Annotated in this window: 23 protein-coding genes and 1 tRNA gene; 14 read left to right on the top strand and 10 right to left on the bottom strand. The window is 62.0% G+C overall.

The window, feature by feature from the left end:
• Positions 1 to 7 precede the first annotated feature (7 nt).
• On the bottom strand, positions 8 to 1534 hold the full coding sequence (gene pntA, locus BN1121_RS12470) for a Re/Si-specific NAD(P)(+) transhydrogenase subunit alpha (RefSeq protein ID WP_005354478.1): 1527 nt from the start codon (positions 1532 to 1534) through the stop codon (positions 8 to 10).
• A 497-nt stretch (positions 1535 to 2031) separates the two neighbouring features.
• Positions 2032 to 3195: an alcohol dehydrogenase gene (yqhD, locus tag BN1121_RS12465; RefSeq protein ID WP_005354473.1), complete on the bottom strand. Its 1164-nt coding sequence runs from the start codon at positions 3193 to 3195 to the stop codon at positions 2032 to 2034.
• A gap of 117 nt (positions 3196 to 3312) precedes the next feature.
• Here yqhD and BN1121_RS12460 point away from each other — a divergent pair, with 117 nt between their 5' ends.
• Complete coding sequence (locus tag BN1121_RS12460) at positions 3313 to 4236, top strand: AraC family transcriptional regulator (RefSeq protein WP_005354472.1); 924 nt, start codon at positions 3313 to 3315, stop codon at positions 4234 to 4236.
• Position 4237: 1 nt separating this feature from the next.
• A complete protein-coding gene (locus BN1121_RS12455) occupies positions 4238 to 4738 on the top strand; it encodes a lipocalin family protein (protein ID WP_005354470.1) in 501 nt (166 codons plus the stop codon).
• A 39-nt stretch (positions 4739 to 4777) separates the two neighbouring features.
• Here the strand turns inward: BN1121_RS12455 and BN1121_RS12450 are convergent, their stop codons facing one another.
• Positions 4778 to 6667 carry a methyl-accepting chemotaxis protein gene (locus tag BN1121_RS12450; RefSeq protein WP_005354468.1) on the bottom strand — a complete coding sequence of 630 codons (1890 nt, stop codon included), beginning with the start codon at positions 6665 to 6667 and terminating at the stop codon, positions 4778 to 4780.
• A gap of 253 nt (positions 6668 to 6920) precedes the next feature.
• Here BN1121_RS12450 and tpx point away from each other — a divergent pair, with 253 nt between their 5' ends.
• The gene (gene tpx / locus BN1121_RS12445) at positions 6921 to 7424 is read left to right on the top strand and encodes a thiol peroxidase (RefSeq protein WP_005354464.1); all 504 of its coding nucleotides are present in this window, start codon (positions 6921 to 6923) and stop codon (positions 7422 to 7424) included.
• Positions 7425 to 7505: 81 nt separating this feature from the next.
• Positions 7506 to 8294, top strand: coding sequence for a transporter substrate-binding domain-containing protein (locus tag BN1121_RS12440; RefSeq protein WP_005354462.1), 789 nt, complete (start codon positions 7506 to 7508; stop codon positions 8292 to 8294).
• A gap of 27 nt (positions 8295 to 8321) precedes the next feature.
• On the opposite strand, the gene BN1121_RS12435 is transcribed toward BN1121_RS12440, so the two are convergent.
• Together BN1121_RS12435 and BN1121_RS12430 are read right to left on the bottom strand one after the other, a co-directional pair.
• The gene (locus BN1121_RS12435) at positions 8322 to 8990 is read right to left on the bottom strand and encodes a glutathione S-transferase family protein (RefSeq protein ID WP_005354460.1); all 669 of its coding nucleotides are present in this window, start codon (positions 8988 to 8990) and stop codon (positions 8322 to 8324) included.
• A gap of 24 nt (positions 8991 to 9014) precedes the next feature.
• Complete coding sequence (locus BN1121_RS12430; RefSeq protein WP_005354450.1) at positions 9015 to 9635, bottom strand: glutathione S-transferase family protein; 621 nt, start codon at positions 9633 to 9635, stop codon at positions 9015 to 9017.
• Positions 9636 to 9783: 148 nt separating this feature from the next.
• Between BN1121_RS12430 and BN1121_RS12425 the strand changes: the two genes are divergently transcribed.
• The gene (locus BN1121_RS12425) at positions 9784 to 10350 is read left to right on the top strand and encodes a TetR/AcrR family transcriptional regulator (RefSeq protein ID WP_005354444.1); all 567 of its coding nucleotides are present in this window, start codon (positions 9784 to 9786) and stop codon (positions 10348 to 10350) included.
• Between the two features lie 36 nt (positions 10351 to 10386).
• Here BN1121_RS12425 and BN1121_RS12420 read toward each other — a convergent pair whose 3' ends face one another.
• A complete protein-coding gene (locus BN1121_RS12420) occupies positions 10387 to 11757 on the bottom strand; it encodes a phosphatidylserine decarboxylase family protein (RefSeq protein WP_005354443.1) in 1371 nt (456 codons plus the stop codon).
• A 205-nt stretch (positions 11758 to 11962) separates the two neighbouring features.
• Positions 11963 to 12039, bottom strand: a tRNA-Trp gene (locus tag BN1121_RS12415).
• A 212-nt stretch (positions 12040 to 12251) separates the two neighbouring features.
• On the opposite strand from BN1121_RS12415, the gene BN1121_RS12410 reads away from it, so the two are divergent.
• The 4 genes from BN1121_RS12410 (at position 12252) to BN1121_RS12395 (ending at position 15147) form a co-directional block, all read left to right on the top strand.
• Complete coding sequence (locus tag BN1121_RS12410; RefSeq protein ID WP_005354441.1) at positions 12252 to 12794, top strand: hypothetical protein; 543 nt, start codon at positions 12252 to 12254, stop codon at positions 12792 to 12794.
• Positions 12795 to 13061: 267 nt separating this feature from the next.
• Positions 13062 to 13982 carry an aspartate carbamoyltransferase gene (gene pyrB / locus BN1121_RS12405; protein ID WP_005354439.1) on the top strand — a complete coding sequence of 307 codons (921 nt, stop codon included), beginning with the start codon at positions 13062 to 13064 and terminating at the stop codon, positions 13980 to 13982.
• Between the two features lie 10 nt (positions 13983 to 13992).
• Complete coding sequence (pyrI, locus tag BN1121_RS12400) at positions 13993 to 14451, top strand: aspartate carbamoyltransferase regulatory subunit (protein WP_005354436.1); 459 nt, start codon at positions 13993 to 13995, stop codon at positions 14449 to 14451.
• Between the two features lie 204 nt (positions 14452 to 14655).
• The gene (locus BN1121_RS12395; protein ID WP_005354435.1) at positions 14656 to 15147 is read left to right on the top strand and encodes an arginine repressor; all 492 of its coding nucleotides are present in this window, start codon (positions 14656 to 14658) and stop codon (positions 15145 to 15147) included.
• A 211-nt stretch (positions 15148 to 15358) separates the two neighbouring features.
• Here the strand turns inward: BN1121_RS12395 and BN1121_RS12390 are convergent, their stop codons facing one another.
• Entirely contained in the window at positions 15359 to 15652 is a 294-nt protein-coding gene (locus BN1121_RS12390) for a DUF1496 domain-containing protein (protein WP_005354432.1), read from the bottom strand.
• Between the two features lie 190 nt (positions 15653 to 15842).
• Between BN1121_RS12390 and BN1121_RS12385 the strand changes: the two genes are divergently transcribed.
• Positions 15843 to 17054 (top strand): Ivy family c-type lysozyme inhibitor, encoded by a 1212-nt coding sequence (locus BN1121_RS12385; RefSeq protein WP_005354428.1) that lies wholly within the window; start codon positions 15843 to 15845, stop codon positions 17052 to 17054.
• 45 nt (positions 17055 to 17099) lie between these two features.
• Here the strand turns inward: BN1121_RS12385 and BN1121_RS12380 are convergent, their stop codons facing one another.
• On the bottom strand, positions 17100 to 17516 hold the full coding sequence (locus BN1121_RS12380) for a hypothetical protein (protein ID WP_005354426.1): 417 nt from the start codon (positions 17514 to 17516) through the stop codon (positions 17100 to 17102).
• Between the two features lie 120 nt (positions 17517 to 17636).
• Between BN1121_RS12380 and BN1121_RS12375 the strand changes: the two genes are divergently transcribed.
• From BN1121_RS12375 to ydiK, 3 genes are read left to right on the top strand one after another with little or no spacing between them, the layout of a single operon-like run.
• Positions 17637 to 18401: a substrate-binding periplasmic protein gene (locus tag BN1121_RS12375; RefSeq protein WP_005354424.1), complete on the top strand. Its 765-nt coding sequence runs from the start codon at positions 17637 to 17639 to the stop codon at positions 18399 to 18401.
• A 54-nt stretch (positions 18402 to 18455) separates the two neighbouring features.
• Positions 18456 to 19811 (top strand): bifunctional NUDIX hydrolase/phosphatase PAP2 family protein, encoded by a 1356-nt coding sequence (locus BN1121_RS12370; RefSeq protein ID WP_043157684.1) that lies wholly within the window; start codon positions 18456 to 18458, stop codon positions 19809 to 19811.
• Complete coding sequence (gene ydiK / locus BN1121_RS12365; RefSeq protein ID WP_005354419.1) at positions 19792 to 20892, top strand: AI-2E family transporter YdiK; 1101 nt, start codon at positions 19792 to 19794, stop codon at positions 20890 to 20892. Before BN1121_RS12370 ends, ydiK begins: the two co-directional genes overlap by 20 nt.
• A gap of 4 nt (positions 20893 to 20896) precedes the next feature.
• Here the strand turns inward: ydiK and BN1121_RS12360 are convergent, their stop codons facing one another.
• On the bottom strand, positions 20897 to 21985 hold the full coding sequence (locus BN1121_RS12360; protein ID WP_005354416.1) for an agmatine deiminase family protein: 1089 nt from the start codon (positions 21983 to 21985) through the stop codon (positions 20897 to 20899).
• Positions 21986 to 22101: 116 nt separating this feature from the next.
• Between BN1121_RS12360 and BN1121_RS12355 the strand changes: the two genes are divergently transcribed.
• Complete coding sequence (locus tag BN1121_RS12355; protein ID WP_005354414.1) at positions 22102 to 22956, top strand: LysR family transcriptional regulator; 855 nt, start codon at positions 22102 to 22104, stop codon at positions 22954 to 22956.
• The last annotated feature ends 19 nt before the right edge of the window (positions 22957 to 22975 follow it).

Below are 22975 nucleotides of genomic sequence, written 5' to 3'. Positions count from 1 at the left end.
AACCCCCTTAATCCTTACGGAACATCTTCAGCATGCGCTGAGTAACGGTGAAGCCGCCGAAGATGTTGATACTGGCAATCAGCACGGCGATGAACGACAGCCCGGTCACCAGGGCCGACCCTTGGCCGATCTGCAGCAGGGCGCCGACGACTATGATGCCGGAGATGGCATTGGTCACCGACATCAGCGGGGTGTGCAGGGCGTGCGAGACGTTCCACACCACGTAGTAACCGACCACGCAGGAGAGCACGAAGACGGTGAAGTGGGAGAGGAACTCCGCCGGAGCCACCGAGGCAATCCAGCCGAAGGCGGCGATACCGAGGGCGCCGAAGATGAACTTCTTGTTGGAGGGCTTGGCGTCCTCTTTCTTGGCAGCCGGTTTGGCGGCGGCCGGTTTTTGCGGTGCGGCAGAGACAGAGATGGCGGGCGGCGGGAAGGTCACATCACCGGCCTTGATGACGGTCATGTTGCGCATGACGACGTCCTCGAAGTCGATAACGGCGTTACCGTCCTTCTCCTTGCACATCAGCTTCATCAGGTTGACCAGGTTGGTACCGTAGAGCTGGGAGGACTGGGCCGGCAGACGACCCGGCAGATCGGTGTAACCGATCACCTTGACGCCGTTGTCGGTGACATGCAGCTGGCCCGGCACCGTGTATTCGCAGTTACCGCCGGTGGCGGCCGCCAGATCGACGATGACCGAGCCCGGCTTCATGCTGTCGACCATCTCCTTGGTGATCAGCTTGGGCGCCGGCTTGCCCGGGATCAGGGCGGTGGTGATGATGATGTCCACTTCCTTCGCCTGCTCGGCAAACAGGGCCATCTCGGCCGCGATGAACTCGTCGGACATCACCTTGGCGTAACCGTCGCTTGATGCGCCATCCTCACCACCAAAGTCCAGCTTGAGGAATTCGCCCCCCATGGACTCGATCTGCTCGGCCACTTCCAGACGGGTATCGAAGGCACGCACGATGGCACCGAGGGAGCCGGCGGCACCGATGGCAGCCAGACCGGCCACGCCGGCACCGATGACCAGCACCTTGGCGGGCGGCACCTTACCGGCGGCGGTGATCTGACCGGTGAAGAAGCGGCCGAACTCGTGGGCGGCCTCCACCACGGCACGATAACCGCCGATGTTGGCCATGGAGGAGAGGGCGTCGAGGGCCTGGGCACGGGAGATCCGCGGCACCATGTCCATCGCCATCACATTGATGTTGCGCTGGGAGAGCTTCTCGACCAGCTCGGGGTTCTGGGCCGGCCAGATGAAGCTGACGAGGGTGGCCCCCTCCTTGATCAGTGCGATTTCGGCGTCGGTCGGCGCGTTGACCTTGAAGATCAGGTCGGCATTCCACACGCTCTCACCCACCTCGGCACCGGCGGCCACGAAGGCAGCGTCATCGAAGCTGGAAAGACGGCCGGCGCCGCTCTCCACCACCACGTCGAAGCCGAGCTTTTTCAGCTGCTCGACGGTGGCCGGGGTCGCTGCGACCCGGGTTTCACCGGCGAGACTCTCTCTCGGTATTCCAATCTGCATGACTATTCCCTGATGGTTAGTAAATAATCGCAACCTTGCGCCGGTTTCACTGGGGAAACTGGCCCGGCCCTGGCTGGGCCGACAAGCGTTTTGTTAAGAAAATCAGTGGCAGGCACGACAACATCCTGTTGCGGCCCGACCCCGTTTTTCCAGCGCGAACGTGATTAGTATCAAATTTTGGAGTTTTATGACAACCGGACCTTGGCTCCCTGCCGTACAGATTTCGAGCCGGTGTTCTCCGATGACCAAAAAAACAAACTACATTAATCACTTATAACCAAGCGATTGACTAAATCGAGAACTCCAACCAGTCAAAAAAATTGTTTTTGGCGGCCTCTAGCTTAGCGTTTTTTGTTATTACAAAAGTGGTCACTGGCCACGTTCTCGCCATCAAGTCTCAAAAAACAACACTTTCGTAACAGATGCGGCCCCATCGTCCGCCTGTCGTGGCGTACGCGGGGCCGCGTGACTCATCGCTGTGGAAACGAGGCTGCCGGTTAGCGCGCCGCCTCATAAATATGCCGGCTCAGTGCCAGGGTGACATTCCCCTGTTCGCCCAGGGCGGTGTAACCGCGCGCCTCCAACTTGCCCAGCATGGTCTCGATGTCCGGCTGCTCGATGCCGTAGTCGCGCAGTCGGGTCGGCACCCCCATGCGTTCGAAGAAGGCACGGGTGGCGGCGATGGCACCGTCGATGCGCTCGGCCTCGCTGCCGTCGCGCAGATCCCACACCCGCTCGGCGTACTGCAGCAGCTTGGCGCGCTTGCTGTCGCGCTGCACGTCCAGCATCACCGGCAGCACCACCGCCAGGGTCTGGGCATGGTCCAGGCCGTGCCGGGCGGTCAGCTCGTGACCCAGCATGTGGGTGGCCCAGTCATGGGGCACGCCGGCACCAATCAGGCCGTTGAGGGCCAGGGTGGCGCTCCACATGATGTTGGCTCGCACCGCGTAGTTGTCAGGCTCGGCCAGCGCCTTGGGGCCTTCCTCCAGCAGGGTCAGCAGCAGCCCTTCGGCGAAGCGATCCTGTACCTTGGCATCGACCGGATAGGTGATGTACTGCTCGATGACGTGCACGAAGGCATCCACCACCCCGTTGGCCACCTGACGCGCCGGCAGGGTATAGGTGAGCACCGGATCGAGCACGGCGAAGCGCGGCATCACGAAGGGGGAGAAGAAGTGCTGCTTGTCACCGGTGCCCTTGCGGGTGATGACGGCCCCCATGTTCATCTCGGAGCCAGTGGCCGGCAGGGTCAACACGGCGCCGAGCGGGATGGCGCTTTGCACCTCGCCACCGACGGTCTCCAGGATGTGCCAGGGGTCCTTGTCGCCCGCGTAGGGCGCCGCCGCCGCGATAAACTTGGTGCCGTCCAGCACAGAGCCACCGCCGACCGCCAGCAGAAAGTCGATACGCTCGGCGCGGGCCAGCTCCACGGCGCCCATCAGGGTCTCGTAGGAGGGGTTGGGTTCGATGCCGCCGAACTCGAACAGGGTCATGCCGCTCAGGGCCTCGCGGATGCGGGCCAGCACGCCGGTACGCAGCACGCTGCCGCCGCCGTAGGTGATGAGGACGCGGGCGTCGGACGGGATCTGCTCGCGCAAGGCGGCGATCTGGCCCTCACCGAACAGGACCTTGGTCGGGGTGTGCAGAATGAAGTTGTTCATGGGATCTCCTCGATGGGAACAGCCGAAATGCGATGGGTTGCATTTTTCTCCGATAACGACCTACCATCAAGGCAACATTCTGCCTATCTCTTGCCTATTTCTACTGAGCCTGGATAAATGAGTACAATCGATCACACTCCGGCGACGCACCAATCCACCCTGGCCAGCCGCCTCGCCGCCCTGGCGCCGCGCCAGGGCATCACGCCGGCCCCGGTGCCCGGCGTGCACCTCATCTACACCACCGAGCACCACGACCGCATCCCTGTGCTATACCGGCCGCGCATGATCGTCATCCTGCAGGGGCACAAGGTGGGCTACCTCTCGGACTTCACCTTCCGCTACGACCCCGAACACTACCTGATGATGACCCTGCCGCTGCCGTGCGAGTGCGAATGCTTCGCCTCCCCCGAGCGGCCCCTGGTAGGCCTGTCGCTCGAGATAGACGTGGCCAGCCTGCAGGCGCTGCTGCTGGAGATGGGGGACGCAGTGCCGGCATCGGCTGAGCCTGGACGCGGCGTGCTCTCTGTGCCCCTCTCCGAGATCATGCTGTGCGCCGTGGAGCGGCTCATCGACGTGCTGGACAAGCCCCTGCACGCTCGGGTACTGGGGCCCCAGATCGTTCGCGAAATCCTGTTTCACGCCCTCCAGGACGGTGGCGGCCCCGCCCTGCTCGCCATGGCCAGCCGCCACAGCCAGGTGAACCAGATAGCCCGAGTGCTGCGTATCATGGAGCAGCGCTTCACCGAGAACCTGACGGTAGAGGAGCTGGCGCGCGAAGCCAACATGAGCGTGTCGGCCTTCCACCATCACTTCAAGGCGGCCACCGCCACCTCGCCCCTCCAGTACATCAAGACCCTTCGCCTGCACCGGGCGCGACTGATGATGCTGCACGACGGCCTCAAGGCTGGGGTGGCGGCAGGGCGGGTCGGCTACGAGAGCGGCTCTCAGTTCAGCCGCGAGTACAAGCGCTTCTTCGGTAACACCCCGAGCGAGCACGCGGCACGTTTTCGCGAGGGGCAACTACGCATTGTGGAGGGATAAGATGCGCGTATTGATTGTGGGGGCGCTGGCCCTGCTGCTCAGCGCCTGCACTGGCCTTCCGGAAGGGCAGCAGGTGGTCAAGCCGTTCGTCCTCGAGCGCTACCTCGGCACCTGGTACGAGATAGCCCGCCTCGATCACGGCTTCGAACGCGGTCTGAACCGGGTCACCGCCACCTATAGCCTGCGCGGCGATGGCGGGGTGAAGGTGATCAATCGCGGCCAGGAGCCGGGCGGCGGCTGGCGCGAGGCCGAGGGGCGCGCCTACTTCGTGGGCAACCGCGACCAGGGGCGCCTCAAGGTGAGTTTCTTCGGCCCCTTCTACGGCAGCTACAACGTGCTGGAGACCGACTACGAGCTCGCTCTGGTGAGCAGCTACAACCTGGATTACCTCTGGATCCTCGCCCGCTCACCTCATCCTGACCCCAAGCGCGTCGAGGCGCTGGTCACCCGGGCCAGGTCCCTCGGTTTTGCCACCGACAGGCTGATTTGGGTGACCCAGTGATAATAAAAAAGAGGGGCGACCCGGTCGCCCCTCTCTTCACTAGAGCCTGAATCGGCCCACTTCGCTCGCCAGCTGCTCGGTCAACCGCTTGAGGACGGCGGCCTGCTCGGCCTCATCCCTGGCTTGCTCGGCAAACTGCTGTGCCACGCAACGGATGTTCTCGGTGTTGCGGCTGATCTCTGCCGTCACCGAGGTCTGCTCCTCGGCCGCGGCCGCGATATGAGTGACCATGTCGCTGATGGTCCCGATGGCCTGATTGATCTGCTGCAGGCTCTCGTCCGCCGCATTGGCATCCCCCACGCTGGTCTGGGCCAGACCGTGGCTGGTCTCCATGCCGCTCACCGCACGACGGGTGGTCTGCTGCAGGGTTTCGATCATCCCCTGGATCTCGGCCGTGCTGGCGTGGGTGCGCTGGGAGAGCACCCGTACCTCGTCGGCCACCACGGCAAAGCCGCGTCCCTGCTCCCCGGCGCGCGCCGCCTCGATGGCGGCATTGAGCGCCAACAGGTTGGTCTGCTCGGCGATGCCGCTGATGGTCGAGAGGATAGAGCTGATGTGCTGGGCGTGACTGTCGAGTTCGGTGATGACACGTCCGGCGCCATCAACCTCACCCGCCAGATCCGAGATGCTGCTGCGGCTCTTGCCCACCTGCTGGTGACCACGATGAGCCAGCTTGACCGACTCGCCGGCGGTGCTCGCCGCGTATTCGGCGTTGCCGGCGATCTCCTGAGTGGCCGAGGCCATCTCGGTGACGGCGGTGGCAACCATGACGATCTCGTCCTGCTGCTGCTTGACCTGACCGGCGCGGGCGTCGGCGCTCGCGGCCTGCAACCTGGATTGCTCAGCCAGCGCCGTGGCCACGTCGCGCAACCGGCTGACGATGCCGTGCAGGCGGGAGACAAACTGATTGAAGCTGCGCGCCAGCTGGCCCACCTCGTCCTGACTGCGGGTCTGGATCTGCACCGTCAGATCACCTTCACCGTGAGCGATGTCGGCCAGCGCCCTGGAGACCCGGCCGAGATCGGCGAACAGGTAGTTGAACATGGCGGTGAGCAGGGCACTGAACACCAGCAGCAGCACCAGGGTCAGGCCGACCAGCTGCCACAGCAGGCTGGTGAGGGGCGCATCCAGCACATCGCGATACATCACCATGGCGAGCAGCCAGTCGGTACCGGGTACCGACTGGACCGAGAGCTGCACATCCCGACCATCTATGGTCGCCTCATGCAGCTCACCACCCTGGCTCCACTGTTTGAATACGCTACCGGACAGGCCGGGGGCCAACTCGGCCACCTGCTTGAGGGCGAGATCTTTTTGCGGGTGGCCGACGATGAGCCCGCTGCCATCGAGCAACATGGCGTAGCCTTCACCCTGCACCTTCATCGCCAGCACTTCATCGATCAGCTTGTCCAGAGCCAGGTTGGCGCCGACGACACCGATCACCTGTCCCTGATAGCGAACCGGCTCGGCCAGCGTCACCACCAGCTTCTGCATGGTCACGCTCACATAGGGTGCGGTGACGATCTGTTGGCCGGCCTTGACCGCATCCTGATACCAGGGGCGGGCGCGGGGATCATAGTCTCCCTTGTTGAGGGAAGGATCGTTGCGCGTCATCACTCCCTGCTCCGAGCCGAAATAGGCCAGGCCAAACCCGCCTGAAGTCAGCGTCTGCTGCAGATGGGGCACCAGCTCGGCTTGAGGATTGGCGGTGATCACGTTGACGGTGGCCTTCACGGCCTGCTTGCGATCGGCCATCCACTCCCCGATGGCGATGGCGTGGGCATGCCCGTAGTTCACCGCTTCACTCTGAATGGCGGCCATAGTGCGCGACTTGAGGGTGTGGAAGGCGACGATACCAAGCAGGGTCGCCATCAGAAGCACAACGCCCAAGCTGGTGGCGAGCAGCTTACCGCGCAAAGAGAGAGTCATGACACAGCTCCTTGTTATGAGAACAGGAAAATTACTCCTGTATGGGTAATTGCTATCGGCAAGGTCAGTAAGGGACTTTAGTGAAGCCAACTAATAACTGATTGGTCAGGAGCAAGGAGAGACTCTCCGAGAGAGAAAACAGGGGGGGCAGGCAACCGTCACTAACAATTTCACGGCCACTTTTGGTGTGCCGGCTCGCCCCGAGCGGGTATAGTGCGGCAGAACATGTAAAACAAAAACAGGAACAACCAACATGAGCAACACCATCACTCTGCAAGGCCAGCCCGTCGACGTCGCCGGTCACTTCCCCGCCATCGGCGAGCAGGCTGCCTCCTTCACCCTGGTGGGTAAGGACCTGGCCGATGTGACCCTGGCCAGCTTCGCCGGTCAACGCAAGATCCTGAACATCTTCCCGAGCGTCGACACCCCGGTCTGCGCGGCCTCTGTCCGCAAGTTCAATACCGAGGCCAGCGCCCTGAACAACGCCGTCGTGCTGTGCATCTCGGCCGATCTGCCCTTCGCTCAGGCTCGCTTCTGCGGCGCCGAGGGACTGGACAAGGTATTGACCCTCTCCACCCTGCGTAATGCCGGCTTCATGGAGCAGTATGGTGTGGCCATCGCCTCCGGCCCGCTGGTCGGCCTGACCGCGCGCGCCCTGCTGGTGCTCGACGAGCAGGACAAGGTGCTGCATGCCGAACTGGTCAGCGAAGTCACCGAAGAGCCGAACTACGCCGCCGCCCTGGCCGCCCTCGCCTGATGATGGGGCGGGCCCGCCACGGGCCCGCCTATTCTATCGCGGCGGCTATGCTCAACAGAGCCGTTAGCCGAGATCTGTGCCGTGTACCCACTCCTGTTGTTGCTACTGCTGCTCTCCACCCCCAGGCTGGAGGCGGCCGAACTGACCCTCACCCTGCCCGCCTTCGACGATGGCTCGCACCGCTACTACCATGCCCTGCTCCAGGAATCGCTGGCGGATGCCGGAATCGCGCTGACCATACGCCAACCCTTCGCCCACATCCCCCAGAAGCGGTTGCAACGGCTGGTTGCCACCAGCCAGATCGATCTGCTCTGGATGCTGCAAACCACAGAGCGAGATCGCCAGCTTACCCCGGTTCGGGTAGACCTGACTCGGGGGCTTATAGGACAGAGGGTGCTGCTCATTCCCAAGGGTGATGCCAAGAGCTATGAGGGCGTCAGGGATCTGGCGTCGTTTCGAGCCCTGGGCAAGGTGGGAGGATTGGGCGCCGGTTGGTATGACGAACGGGTATGGCAGAAGAATCGGCTTCCCTATCACGTGCGGGACGGAGAGTGGCGCCAGCTCTTTACCATGCTCACCCCGGATCGGGGCATCAACTACTTCTCTCGCGGAGTCAACGAGGTACAGCCGGAAGCGGCGCGCTATCCGGCCCTCGAGATAGAGCCGAGATTATTGCTGGTCTATCACAGGGACTTTCATTTCTATCTCTCACCGGCCGCCGCCAAGTACCGGGAGACGCTGGAGCAGGCCCTGAACCAGGCCGAGCGCAGCGGCCTGATGGACAAGTTGCTGGATCATCACTTTCGACAATACCTCAAGCCACTGCGACTGGAGCAGAGAGTGCGTCTCGAGCTTGAGGCTCCCGAATAGGGTGCCGCCATCGGCGGCACCCCGACCTCACCGAGTCACCATATTGCGGATTCGCTCGGCGCGCTCATCGGCGGAGAGATCGCTCGGGGGTGGCACCATCAAACCACGCTGCACCGCCTCACGCTCACCGATCCGGGCCAGCCATCCGTGCAGGGCGTCGAGACCCGAGATATCGATACCGCTCCATTCGTGGATTCGCACCCAGGGGAAGGTGGCGATGTCGGCGATGCTGTACTCCTCACCGGCCAGGTAGGGATGTTGCTCCAACTGCCCGTTCATGACTTCAAACAGGCGACGCCCCTCCTTCTGATAGCGCTCGATGGCCGCCGGGATCTTCTCGGGGAAGTAGCGGTAGAAGACGTTGGCCTGCCCCATCATGGGACCTACCCCACTCATCTGGAACATCAACCACTGGATCACCCGTGAACGCCCCTTGGGATCGCTGGGTAGCAACTGCCCGCTCTTCTCGGCCAGATAGAGCAGGATGGCGCCGGATTCGAAGACGGCAAAGTCATCGTTTTCGGTGTCGATGATGGCAGGAATGCGTCCGTTGGGATTGATGGCCAGAAACTCGGGCTGCTTCTGATCCAGCTTCGACAGATCGAGCGGGTGTACCCGATAGTCGATTCCCATCTCTTCCAGGGCGATGGCCACCTTGTGTCCGTTAGGGGTGGCGGCGGTGTAGAACTCAATCATAAAAGGCTCCTCGGTTCGATGGCATTAGCCCAAGGCCGCGATGGCGGGACGGGCGTGAATGGTCTGATACCAACGGCTCAGATTGGGGTAACGCCCTTCAGTCTCCAGCTCCAGGCGCTGACGGCAAAAATCGAGCAACACATAGCCAGTGATATCCGCCACGCTGAAACGATCGATGGCCACGAACTTCCGCCCTTCCAATCGAGCCTCGAGGCGAGGCAGCAGCTCCTCAAGGCGCTCTCTGGACTCCACGCCCCATGCCTCGACACAGCGCTCCCGATCCCGAAAGACACCGGTGAGATTTCTAAAGGCCTGGAAGGCGACCATGATCCCCTCCAGCTCAAGGATGCGATTCCACATCTCCACCTGACCCTGTTCCAGCGGGGTCTCACCAAACAGGCTCGATGTGCGCGGTGAACTGGCATCGAAGAAACGGCAGATGGCCATGGTTTCGCACAGACAGGTGCCGTCGTCGAGTTCCAGCATGGGGATCCGGCCATTGACGCTCTTGGCTCGAAACTCAGGCTTCAGGTTGTCGCCACCACGCAGATCGATCTGTACTCTGGGCACCTCTATTCCCATTTCGGCCAGAAAAATGCTGACTCGACGGGCGCTCGGTGTAGGGGCAAGTTCATGGATTATCATGTGCTCTCTCTTTTTCTGAACGATCAGTTAGATTAAACTAACGCATAACGGAACGAACGGTCAACAATGACGTTCACCCCCTCACCAACGAGAGAGTACGATGGCAAGAAGTTGTAATTTTTGCAGGGATGAGAAACTGGAGCAGGCCATGGAGCTCTTCTGGCAGAAGGGGTACGAAGCCACCTCGGTGGCCGATCTGGTGAATCACCTCGGCATCAACCGCTTCAGCCTCTACAACAGTTACGGGGACAAGCTGACCCTCTATCGCGAGGCGCTGCGCCACTACCTCTATACCCGGGGGCTACCGGGGCTGGCACGGCTCGAATCGGATCAGGGAACCCTGGCCGATCTCCTCGATCTGGTGGAAGCCTTCGCCGCCAAACAGCGAGAACAGCAGTATGGTTGCTTCATGCAAAATGCCGTACTGGAGCGCGGCGTCGCGGATGAAGAGGTGAAGTGCCTCGCCAACGAGCTGTTTACCGCCCTCAACCGCGCCTTCACCAAGGTGCTGAGTCGCACCCTACCCCCGGAGCGGGCCGTCAGCCTGGCCGCCTATCTGGTGATGCAGCTGCAGGGAATTCGGGTGCTCGGCAAGGCAGGTCAGTTTGAGCTGTTGGAAAGTGCCCTCGACGTGCTCCGCGAGCAGATTAAGGGCTGGGACGGCGCTCAGGCTCTCTCCCTCTGCTCTCTTCCAGAAAGCCCCCTCCGCCGCTAGCAACCAGGCCGCCCAGAGGCGGCCTGGTTGTCTGCGTCATAACACTCGTGCCAGCGCCGTGTTGACCCTCAGGTTGGTCGCCTCCAACCCGGGCTGCTGACCGTAGAAGTCAAACTCGAGCTCGACGCCGGGGCGGAACAGCAGACAGTGGGTGGAGCCGCCGAAGTGGAACATGCCGAGCGGATCCCCCTTCTCGACCCGCTGGCCCTCGCGCACCGTCACCTCACAGCTCGACACTTCGGCCATCCCCACCGGTACCACACACATCAGACCGATACGCGGGTTGTCCGCCTCGATGAAGATGAGGGCGCGGGTGGCCACCGCAGTGAGGAAAGGCTGGGACTGGTTGGGGGCACTCGGATCGGCACCCGCCGGGTTGATGAAGCCCTGATAACGGTTGGCCAGGTAGTAGCTGCCGTTGACCACCTTGACCGAACGCACGGTCCCGCTCACCGGGCTGTGCCAGCGGTGATAGCTGAGGGCGCTGAGGAATGCCTGATAGACGGTACCGCCGACGAACTCGGCGGCGTGCGGGTCGAAGTCGAGCAGGTTGTCGAGGGAGTAGTGCTGCCCCTTGAGCCAGAAGGCCTCCTGGCGCTGCACCTTCTTCACCACCTGCAAGGGTGCGGACTCGCAGGCGTTGACGATGATGGCGTCATCATCCGGCGCCGCCACCGGCCGTACACCAGGGCGGAAGGTGCGCGTGAAGAAGTCATCCCAACTGGCGAAGCCTTCATACTCGGCCCCCGGCGTGCAGTTAAAGATCGCCTCGAACTGCGCCGGCGTCGGATTATCCCCCTCCCCCAGGGCTCCGCGCGCCACCGCCACCATCTGCGACTTGGCCAGCGCCCCCAGCCAGGGGACTATCAGGGTCTGCCGGTCGAGGGGGCTCACCGACTCGGTCAGCACATAACGGGAGGCGGGGCTTTGCAGGAACTCGGCCCAGTAGGCGAGCACCTTCTTCAGCTGCTGGTTGACCAGCTCATTGGCGAAGAAGCCGTAGCCGGCGACCGTGCCCATGGGCCAGTTGAGCAGGGCGTTGATGGGAAAACCGATGAGGCCGGCCGGCTCTTGCGTCTGCAGATCCTCATAGGCCTCGGGGGCCGTGGTCATGATGCCGTTGAGCAGCAGCAAGAACTCGGCGAAGCTGCGCACCTCGACTTGTCCGAGCGGGGTCAGGTGTTTGTGCTGCCAGGCCTCCTCGAACATGGCTTCGGCCTGCAGGTGCAGGGTCGGATCCCCCTCCACCAGCGCCTTGAACTCGGCCACCGGGGCCACCAACGGACGCGGGTGATGGGTCACCGCGTGGCGCAGGCGCTGCACCCAGCGTTCGACATGGGTCTGATCCTTGGGCATCCAGCCACCGGCATGGGCCGGGGTCCGGTGCATCTCCACCGCCTTGTTCATGAGTCGCTCTCCTTGAGTATCACGCCCTCGTCCACCCCGCGGTGCGGGCGCCAGGCCGCGGGCAACGCAGCAAGGTGTAGCACAGGGACAGGCTGGCCGCGCTTGACAAAACCGGCAGCGACAAAAGGCATAAAAGGAGCTAAGGGGAAAACCAGGAAAGCCAGAAAGCGAAAAGCCGGCACTAGGCCGGCTTTTCTGGAAGAAATGGCAGGGGCGGCAGGACTCGAACCCGCAACCATCGGTTTTGGAGACCGCTGTTCTACCAATTGGAACTACGCCCCTGCAGAGAACGAGGCGAATTATACAAAGCGCAGACCAAAGGTAAAGGCTTTTTTTAAGCACTTTGTACCGTTTGCACAAAGTTACGTCGAATTGGCCTGTTTTTGGTATTAGCAGGAGATAACCCGCTGATTTTATAGCCGACTTTATCCCTTAGGGTGGGCAAGCACCGACTTTGGGAGTAGGGTAGACAGGGTGCAGGGAGGGAGACCAAGATGCTCAATTACAGGCTGCTGCAACAGCTGGCCCCGCTCAATTTTCGCGATGAGACCCAAACCGAATCGTTGGCCGACTATCTGATCCGGGTCGGCCCCCTGCTGCCCGGCATTCCTCCCAATCTGCTGGCCCAGTGGCTCTATCGCCACTGGCGTGGCTTCGAGTCGAACTGGAGCTTTATCGATCTCTCCCGCATCGAGGTAGTCCCGGCCTGGCTCGACGGCGAGATCATCTGCAGCGACATCAACACCCGGCACATGGAAGTGGTCGATCGCTGGAGTGAGATGCTGCGCAGTAACCGCTATGTGCGCCGCTCCTGGCTGGCCGAGTACATGCTGACTCAGGGCACCTGGCCCGAACCCATCATAGTGCTGGCCCCCGCCGAGGGGGATCGCTACCCGGACGGCACACCCATGCCACGCCCCTATGCCCTGCTGGAAGGGCACCATCGTCTCGCCTACCTGCGCTGCATGGCACAGCAAGGTCATCCCCTGCAAAACCGTCACGCGGTGTGGATTTGCAAACCCGTTACCGACAAATAAACGTTTTCACCCACCAAAATCGGCCATTGAAATAATGTTTTGACAAGGATTTTTTCGCCACTATAATCCTTCCGATTTTGCTCAGGGTCTGGTTATGTTATCGCCAATAAAGCTGCCATACAGTGTCGCCTCCTTCGGTGCTCCGCACCGTACCGGCGCCGTTTTTATTGGCTCCCGACCCGTCGATCCCCAATTCATTTTGAAAAAAGCCCCTGTTTCAGGGGCTTTTTTTTTGCCCCCCCACCTCAGTCAAAGGGAATGCAGACGATGACCAATCCACTCTATAAGAAACATGTCATCTCCATCTCCGACCTGACCCGGTCCGAGATGGAACTGGTGGTCGCAACCGCACAACGGTTGAAGGCCGACCCGAACCGCCGCCTGCTACAAGACAAGCTAGTGGCCAGCTGCTTCTTCGAGCCCTCTACCCGCACCCGCCTCTCCTTCGAGACCGCGGTACAGCGTCTCGGTGGCAACATCATCGGTTTCGCCGACGGTGGCAACACCAGCGCCAAGAAGGGCGAGACGCTGGCCGACTCCCTGAAGATCATCGGCTCCTATGCCGATGCCATCGTGATGCGCCACCCCCGTGAGGGCGCAGCCCGGGTTGCCTCCGAGTTTTCCTCGGTGCCTGTCATCAACGGTGGTGACGGTGCCAACCAGCATCCGACCCAGACCCTGCTCGATCTCTTCACCATCCACGAGACGCAAGGACGCCTGGACAACCTCAACATCGCCTTCGTCGGGGATCTCAAGTACGGCCGTACCGTACACTCCCTGGCCCAGGCCCTGAGTCTGTTCAACTGCCGCTTCTTCTTCATCTCTCCCGAGGCCCTGGCGATGCCGGATTACATCTGCGAGGAGCTGGAAGAGAAGGGGATCCCGTTCAGTGTGCACGAGACCATGGAAGAGGTGATGCCAGAGCTCGACATCCTCTACATGACCCGGGTGCAGAAAGAGCGCTTCGACGAGACCGAGTACAAGCACATGGCCGCCAAGTTCATTCTGGACGTACCGACCCTGGAGGGCGCCAAGCCGACCATGAAGATTCTCCACCCGCTGCCGCGGGTCGACGAGATCACGGTCGCGGTGGACAAGACACCGCATGCCGCCTACTTCGAGCAGGCCGAAAATGGCGTCTACGCACGTCAGGCGCTGCTGTCACTGGTACTGAATGAAACTGTCTGAGGGGAAGAGTATGTCTGAGAAACTGCAAGTAGAAGCCATCCGTAACGGCTCCGTCATCGACCATATCCCGGCCGGGCAAGGCATCAAGATCCTCAAGCTGTTCCAGCTGGTTGAGACCAGCGAGCGCATCACGGTCGGCTTCAACCTCAAATCCGGGGCGCTGGGCAAGAAGGATCTCATCAAGATCGAGAACACTCGCCTGACCGAAGAGCAGGCCAACCAGCTGGCCCTGTTCGCCCCCAAGGCAACGGTGAACATCATCGAGGAGTTCGAGGTGGTGAAGAAGCACCAGCTGGCACTGCCCGAGTTCATCGAAGGGGTGTTCGAGTGCCCCAACTCCAACTGCATCTCCCATCAGGAACCGGTCTCCAGCCACTTTGCCGTGCGTGAGGTGAAAGACTCGGTGCGCATGAAGTGTAAATACTGCGAGAAGTCCTTCACCCAGGACATCGTCAGCGCCCTCTTCTAAGGCGTTTATGCATTAATAGTGACTAAAAGGGCCCTATTGGGCCCTTTTTTGAGCCCTGTCACATCGGTTTTCGACCGGTCAGCTATAATTCCCGCCCTGTGTAGAGGGTTTTACGAATGCATAGTCCTTATGCAGATAATTACTCTGCATAAAACCGACTTGAACGAATATTGATGCTGACGTTGTGCCGTGAGGAGGCGCTCTATGGTGAAGACCTTGTCGGGGCATAGCGAGATTAACCACGACGCCGCCCAACTGGATGCCTGCCGCGAAATCATCGCCCGCCACTGCTACAGCACTCAGGATGAGATTCGCCGCGAGCTGGCCCACTTCGGTTTCCCCGATATCAGCCAGTCCACCGTCTCCCGACTACTGCGCCGTCTCGGGGTGGCCAAGGCACAGAATGCCAGCGGCAAGAAGATCTACACCCTGGTGGAAGAACAACTGGAACACGGAGACAGTACCCGCTCGATCCACGACATGGTGAAATCCGTGGAGAGCAACCATCAGCTGGTGCTGATCCACACCACACCGGGTGCCGCTACCGTGGTGGCTCGTATGCTGGATCGCCATGCCGATCCGGAGATCATGGGGGCCGTCGCCGGTAATGATGTGGTGCTGGTGGCGCCAAGGCACATCAGCCGAACCAAACAGACCAAGGATGCGGTGATCCGCACCCTGAAGAAGGCGCACTGACGTCGATCAGCGCTCTCTATCAATCCCGAACGGAGCGGGCCTCACGCTCTGCGCGCTCACGAGCCAGCACACGCTTGTACCACCAGCTATTGCGACGACGATGAGTGTTGGAGAAGCGACGGGACATGGATAGATTCCAGCAGTGACGACAGGGGCGGGCATTATGCGATAAACCGCTTCCCCCTGTCTTTAGCTGGATCAATAAAACCCCTCAGGCCCCGGCCCGCAGACGCTTCTCCCCCTTCTCGGCTTTGGGTTGCTGTGGTTTGGACGAGAGGGCGTGCCAACTTAATGGCCCGTTGCTCTCCTGCTCGTTTTGGGGAGCGCAGACGAGCGGGCCGCTCTCCAGATCCAATACCGCGCCCTGGCTGTAACGGCGATCCTCATACCAACAGACCCGCTCCCCCGGATTGATGGGGAGCAGCAAGCGGGCATCTCCTTCGGCCTTGGCCTCATGTGCCCCCAAGCCCAGTCCGCCCAGCACAGCCAACAGACACCATTTCATGGTACGACTCCTTCTGCCTTGTTCCCCTGTTAGAGCGACCCAGAGCGAGAAAATATTAATCACCTCCCTCTGGCTTTCCATGACCACTGTGATAGCCTGCGCGCCGACTCGCCTGGCCATTTGCTGTACAACAGCATCGCACCGCCGGCGGGCCTGTACACCCCCTCTATTTCGTTTTGGACCTGTTTCAATGCGTGTTGTTTCCCTTATCAAGGTGGCACTGATCAGCCTGATGCTGAGCGGATGTGTCGCCCCCTTGCTGATCTCCCCGGGTAGCCAACTGATGTGGGCCCTGCTCAAGCCCCTGGTCGGTTTCGATCCTAACGAGGTTAACCTGTTCGAGCAGCCCTTGGTCAAGGATCGCATGGTCTCCATTTTGGGCCCTCACTACGACACCACAGTGACGCTGCTCAAGACGGCCGATCAATTGCAGCAAGAGGGTCCCCTCTTCTATACCCTGTCACGCACGGTGCCCGGCCTGAGCGACAAGGCGGGGCTGGTGTGGAACTCTGACACCAACCAGATGGCCGTCATGCTGGTCGACCAGCAGGGGGCCAAGGTGTTTGCCGAGCCGGGCTCACAGCCAAGCTGGCCCGAGGCCATGCAAGGCTGGGACCCCACGGCGCCGGCTGCGGCCACTCAAGGCGCTGCCGCGAGCAGTGCGTCGACTCTGGGCGCCGTCGGTTCGGCTTTGGGAGTCTTGAGCAACCCACAGAAGGCGGTGAGCGGCCTGGTACAGGGCAGTGCCCAGAGCCTGCTGCAAGGAGCCCGAAGTGGCGCCGCGCAAACCGCCACCCAGGCTCAGAAAACGGCAACACGCCGCATCAACGACGCCGTCAGCCAAGCGGTGGTGGTCAACCCAGCCCCCACAGCGGCGGCCAAACCGGCAGCCGTGGTCGCTCAGGCGGTCGAGCCGGTGGCCACCAACGCACAACCCACTCCTGCCGGCGCAATCCCGCCACTCCCCCAGACCGGCTCAAGATCCGATTCCAAGGCTGCATCGGCCGCTACGTCCACCCCACAGGTCTCGGCCCCCCAAGCCGCGGCGTCGGAGCCGGCAAGCTCACCGGAGACCAATGCAGGCTCTGGGGTGACGCCCTCCGCCACCCCATCGACCGGGAAGCCAAACGCTGCGATGACGCCGCCCTCACCACCGAGCACAGCGTCCACGCAACCACCAGCACCTGCGAGCCGTCCGGCAGAGGTGAGCCAGCCGGAGCCAGCCAAAGACACGCCCGTCTCGGCTGCGACCCAACCCAAAGCGCCCGTCGCACAGGCTCAGAACACCAAGGGCGCGAATGCCTTGCCCACCAGCAAGGAAAAGGCGGCGCCAAAGAACACTACCACGACAGAAGATGTCCGTGCGGCCGCCGAAGCCGAGCTGGAGAAGCTGCTGAACTAAAGCGCAATGGAAAGGAAGAGGCCACCCCAGGGTGGCCTCTGTCATTCAGGGGTAATAGCGATCCCGCTCTCGGGGACGCTCCTGATGCGTCAGCGTCGGATGCTCGGCTGACGGCTGAGACGGCCGGGTGCCGAATTCGATGGAGGTACGGATAAGATCCACGCCCGCCCTGATGATGATGACCCCCATGTGGACCAGCTTGACGCAGACCCAGAGGAAGGCCATCAGCAGGATCAGCTTGAGCACTGTCTGGAAGGCTTCGAGGAAGTTTTGCTCCAGATTGGCCGTTAGCCCATTGGCACTGGTCATCAACCAGTTGTAGACCTCACGTACGAAGGGAATTCGGCTCGGCATCTCCAGCACATCGAGGGCAGCAGGCAGCGCCTGAAAGATGACCACAGTGCCGAACAGGATGAGGATCACCCCCAGGGTGATACCGAGGAAAAACGCAAACTGTTTCATGTGTTGACCACTGAGATAAAGAATCTGCCAACTATAGCCGCCACAGGGGGGCCATGTCATGAGCTGAACCCGAGTGCCTATACTCAACGAATCCTGTGATCCCGGCCTGCTGGAGGCGTGATGAAGTTTCTCTTTATGCTGCTATGGGCTTGTGCCCTGCCTCTCTTGGCGCTCACCTATTACTCGGAAGAGAACCAACCCCTCAATGGCCAGGGCCCCCGTGGAGAGGCGAGCGGCTTCTCCGTCGAGCTACTGACCCTGGTCTGGCAGGAGATGGGGGAAAAAGAGCACCCCATCCACTTTTTACCCTGGGCTCAGGGCTGGTATCTGCTTACCCAACAACCTGGCGCCGTGCTCTTTGCCACCTCACACACCCGTGCCCGCTCGCCCCATTTCCTCTGGGCTTGCCCCATCAGCGTCTCGAAGATCTCTCTCATCGGCCGCAAGCAGGACAAACACACCATCACCTCTCTGGACGATCTGCGCCCCCTTCGCATCGGCGCCATGAAGGCGGACGTCGGCGAACAACTGCTGCTCAATGCCGGGATAGCGCCACAGGGCATCATGTCGGTGGAGCGCATGGATCAGGTGGTGCGCCAGCTGGCCCTGGCCCGTACCGACCTGGTCTCCGCCAATCAGGACCTGCTGTTCCACCAAATTGGACGCATGGGCTTCAACCCGGCCGAGTTCCAGGTCGTCGCCATCCTGAGCCAGCAGGAAAACTGCTTCGCCTTCAATCCGGCTACCGATCCACGAAAGGTCGAGCGCTTTCAGCAGGCCCTGATGCGAGTGATGCAGAGTCAGGCCTATCGCACCCTGACGCAAAAGTATGCCCATATGCTGAACTTCACCCTAAGCAAGGATCTCGCCCCCCTGCTGAAGTAGTTGCCGCCTCCCCGTCTTTCTGTGACCCTGTTGCCATACGAGACGAGGAAGCAAATCGTGATTCACATCCTCTTGATAGTGATTACCCTGCTGGCGGGACAAGCCAGCGCAGCGTCACCAACCGCCGCCGTCTGTGTGGTACAGCATCAGAACAGGGTCGTGATGGTAAAAGACAGCGTCTCGGGACGCTTCGGCTTGACCGGTGGCTATGTGGATGGCGGAGAAACGCCGCAACAGGCGGCACTGCGCGAGCTCTATGAAGAGACGGGACTCAAGGGTGAGATCCTCTCCCCCATCGGCCAGTGGAATAGAGCCATGTTGTTTGCCTGCCGCACCCTCACCCCGCTGCAAGTGACCCCGCAAGGAGACGTCAACCTGCTCCATGCTCCGAATCTGGGTGGCGAGATCCGCCAGGCCAGGCTGATCAATCCAGCGGCGCCCGAGGTCGAGTTGCGCTTTCCCGAGCAGACCCGCTGGCTCGCCACTCGGCTTCCTGCCGGTGGCGACAGTCAGCGCCAGGAGCTGAGGGACTTCAGTCAACAGGGCAATCTGCTGCATCGCGCCGAGCTTCCCTGGCTGGAGAGACTGCAGACGGCGTTGGCCCCCCTGGCGCCGCTGCTGGCCGTAACCAACCTGTTCGGCGAGCAGGCACTCTATCTGGTCCTGCTCCCCCTGCTGTTGCCCTGGTTGGGGTGGCCACGGCTGCGCGCCATGCTCTTTACCCTGGGCGCGCTGGCCTTCTGTATCACACTGAGCAAGCTCGCCATCGGCTGGCCGCGCCCCTTTCATCTGATGCCTCAGCTTGCCGAGCAGGCGAGTGGCGGCTTTGGCATGCCGAGTGGCCACACCGCCACCGCCCTGCTGTTCTGGGGCCTGCTGCTGCGCCAATGGCAGGGCTGTCGCCAGCCTCTGCTCTGGGCCATGCTGGCGGGAGTGCTTACCGGGCTGGCTCGTCTCGAACTGGGTGTCCACTTCATCTCCGACGTGCTCGCCGGCTTGCTGCTGGGAGGGCTGTTACTCAGCCAATCCGAGACACTGGCACGACTCTCGGCCCGCCCCCTGGCCTGGTGGACGCTAAGCCTGCTCGCCCTGGCGCTGGCCTGGCCAACCCAGTCCAACGCGCTGATGGCCCTGGCCAGTCTCGGCGCAGGGCTGAGCCTGGGGCAATCGCTCCCCTTGCAGCGTCATGCACGTCCCCCTCTGCCGACCGCCTTGCTGGCGCTGGTCGGCAGTCTGCTGTGCGGCCTGTTGCAGTGGCAGCTTCCCTATTTGATGAGCAGCTCGCTCACCATCTTGTTACTACAATGGGCCTCTTTACTGCTGCTTGGCTTATGGCTGAGCGCAGGCATCTGGCTCCTCTCTTCCACCGCCATTCCTGGAAACGACCGCTATGCCCGAGAAGAAGCGTGATCTGGCCAAAGTAACTCTGGGAGTGCTGTTTATCGGCATTCTCATCATCTCCAGCCTCTGGGTGCTCAAGCCGTTCCTGCCGGCCCTCATCTGGGGCACCATGATCACCATCGCCACCTGGCCGCTGCTGCGCCTGGTGCAACGCCTGCTGTGGGGGCGCCGCCCCTTGGCCGTGCTGGTGATGACCGGCGCCCTGCTGCTGCTGTTTGTCATCCCCCTCTCCATGGCACTGGCCACCATGGCCGAGAAGGTGCCCCTGCTGCTGGAGTGGGCGAGCACCTTTAACCACTCGACCCCGCCCGAGCTGCTCTGGCTGCAACAGATCCCCCTGGTCGGCGACAAGCTGCTGGAGCTGTGGCGCCAGATCCTCGCCAGTGGCGGACAGGTGTTGTTTGCCAAGCTCACCCCCTACCTGGGGCAGACCGCCAAGTGGCTGGCGGCTCAGGCGGGCAATCTCGGCATGCTGTTTGTCCACTTCCTGCTGACCGTTGCCGTCTGCGGCATGCTCTACCACTCGGGAGAGCGAGCGGCCAATGGCATTCGCCGCTTCGCGCACCGACTGGCGGGTGAGCGGGGCGACAACGCCACCGTGTTGGCCTCTCAGGCGATCCGCGCCGTCGCCCTCGGCGTGGTGGTGACGGCACTGGTGCAATCCACCGTGGCCGGCATCGGCCTGTTGATCGCCGGCATACCCTATGTGATGGTGCTGGTGGTGCTGATGTTCGTGCTGATCATCGCCCAGATTGGCCCCTTCCCGGTACTGCTCAGCGCCATCGGTTACCTCTACTGGAGCGGTGACAACACCTGGGGCACCTTCCTGCTGGTCTGGTCCCTGTTTGCCGGCAGCATGGATAACTTCCTGCGCCCCTACCTCATCAAACAGGGGGCGGACTTGCCCCTGATCCTGATCCTGGTGGGGGTCATCGGCGGTCTGTTTGCCTTCGGCATCATAGGCCTCTTCATCGGCCCGGTCGTGCTGGCCGTCGCCTATACCCTGCTCGATGCCTGGATCCGGGAGGGCGAAGTACGAGAGGCCGCCTCCCTGGCACAGGCGTCTACCGAGTCATCCGATCGCGCCTAAAACGTCAGGCAGGCTGGTGCAGGGTAATACAATGAATACCCCCGCCTCCTGCCGCGACCGGATCTATATCGAGGGGAACCAGCTCACGACCGGGGTAAAGCTTCCCGAGCAGGGTACGGCAGTGGGCATCGGCCTCGGGATCGCCAAACTGGGGCACCACGACGGCGCCATTGATCGGCAGGTAGTTGATGTAGCCGGCGGCAAAGTCGCGGCTGCGGCTAAAGGCGTTATCTCTGGGTTGGCGCGGCGGTGGCAGAGTATGCAGGGTTAATGCCCTGCCCTCGGCGTCCCGCGCCGCCCGCAAGATGGCCAGATGCTCGCGAGTCACCCCATAGTCGTGAGAGTCGGGATCATTATCCAGATTGACCACCACCACACCGGGTCGCACGAAGCGGGCATAGAAGTCCACGTGAGCATCCGTGATGTCCCGCCCCTTGATCCCCGGCAACCAGATGAATTTGCGTATCCCCAATAGCGCCCTGAACTCGGACTCCAGCTCGGCGCGCGTCACACCGGGATTGCGATTGTCGTTGAGCCAACAGCTCTCGGTCATGATCGCCGTTCCCTCGCCATCCACCTCTATGCCGCCTCCCTCCCCCGTGATACCGGCACGCAGATAGCGGGCTCCGCTCGCCTTGGCCAGCGCCGCCGCCAACCTGCTGTCGCTGTCATGCTCCTGTTTCTCTCCCCAACCATTGAAGTTGAAGTCCACCAGGGTGAGTCCATCCCCATCCCGAACGAAGACGCCCCCCGTGTCACGCACCCAGATGTCGTCGAGAGCCATCGGCATGAAGCGGGTATTGCGCTCGCCACACAGGCGCCGCGCCAGGGCCTCCTCGCCCGGTCGGCACAGTACGGTCACCGGGGTGAAGCGGACCAGGGCCCTCACCAACCGGCCAATGGTGGCCTGGACCTCCTGGAACGAGCCGCCCCAGATGGCGCGGCTGGCGGCAAACGCCACCCAGACCCGCGCCTGAGGAGACGCCTCATCGGGCATCATCAGCGGCTCCTCTTCTCCGGCCAGCGCCAGAGGGGTTGCGGCCAACACGCCCAGGGCAGCCATCATCTTGAGCAGGGTGCGACGAGTGTGCATCTTGACTCCTATCATTAGCTTTTATTACAGATTGAAAACATAGTGATAGGCTATCCGCCCAGAAAGCGACGAACAAACGATCAATTCAGCCGGCAAGCGATAAGGAACGCTAATTAGTGAAACTTAAACAGTGGCCCCCGCTCAACGTGCTGCGCGGCTTCGAGGCCGCCGCACGCCTCGGCAGCTTTCATAAGGCGGCAGAGGCGTTGCACCTCACCCAGTCGGCCATCAGCCAGCAGATCCGAAGTCTGGAGGAGATGCTCGGCCAGCCGCTTTTCCTTCGACAGGGGCGCGGCGTCACCCTCACCGATGCCGGCGCCGATCTGCTGATCACGACCACAGGGGTGCTACAGCAGCTGGCCGTTGGCCTCAAGCGACTCGACCAGTATCAGAAGCCCAATCAGGTGATCCTGCACACCAGCCAGGATCTGGCCCGCTACTGGCTGGTGCCGCGCCTCCCGGCGCTGCACCGGCACCACCCCGAGATCGATCTCTGGATCGTCACCGACAACCAGCCCCCCGACATGGGAAACGAAACCGTGGATCTGGCGCTGCACGCCGACCTTGAGGCCCAGGCCGATTGCGACCTGTTCGGGCTATATCAGGACTGGCTGCTGCCGGTCGCCACGCCGGCCATAGCCCGCTTGCCAGCACAGGATCGCCTGCCCCTGCACGGGGAGCGGGAGATGGACTGGCAACGCTGGCTGCTGCAGGGGGGCGATGGGCTTGGACTTAAAGAGGAGGGATTCAACTTCTCGGATCCCGCCTTGCTGCTCGAGGCCGCCATAGGAGGTGTCGGCGTGGCACTGGCCTGCGAGCTGTTGGCTCGCCCGGCTATCGAGGAAGGACGCCTACTCCCCCTCTCTGCCCACAGGGTCAAGGGGCCAGAGTGGCGCCTGCTGATCCACAGGGAAAGTCGCGAGATGCCCCACTGCCGCACCCTCTTGAACTGGTTACGTCAGGCATTCTGAGCCGAGTCACTGACAGAAG

The organism is Aeromonas diversa CDC 2478-85 (assembly GCF_000819805.1).
Taxonomy (GTDB): domain Bacteria; phylum Pseudomonadota; class Gammaproteobacteria; order Enterobacterales; family Aeromonadaceae; genus Aeromonas; species Aeromonas diversa.
The sequence above is the reverse complement of the archived record's forward strand: the minus strand, read 5'-3'. Positions and strand labels throughout refer to the sequence as shown.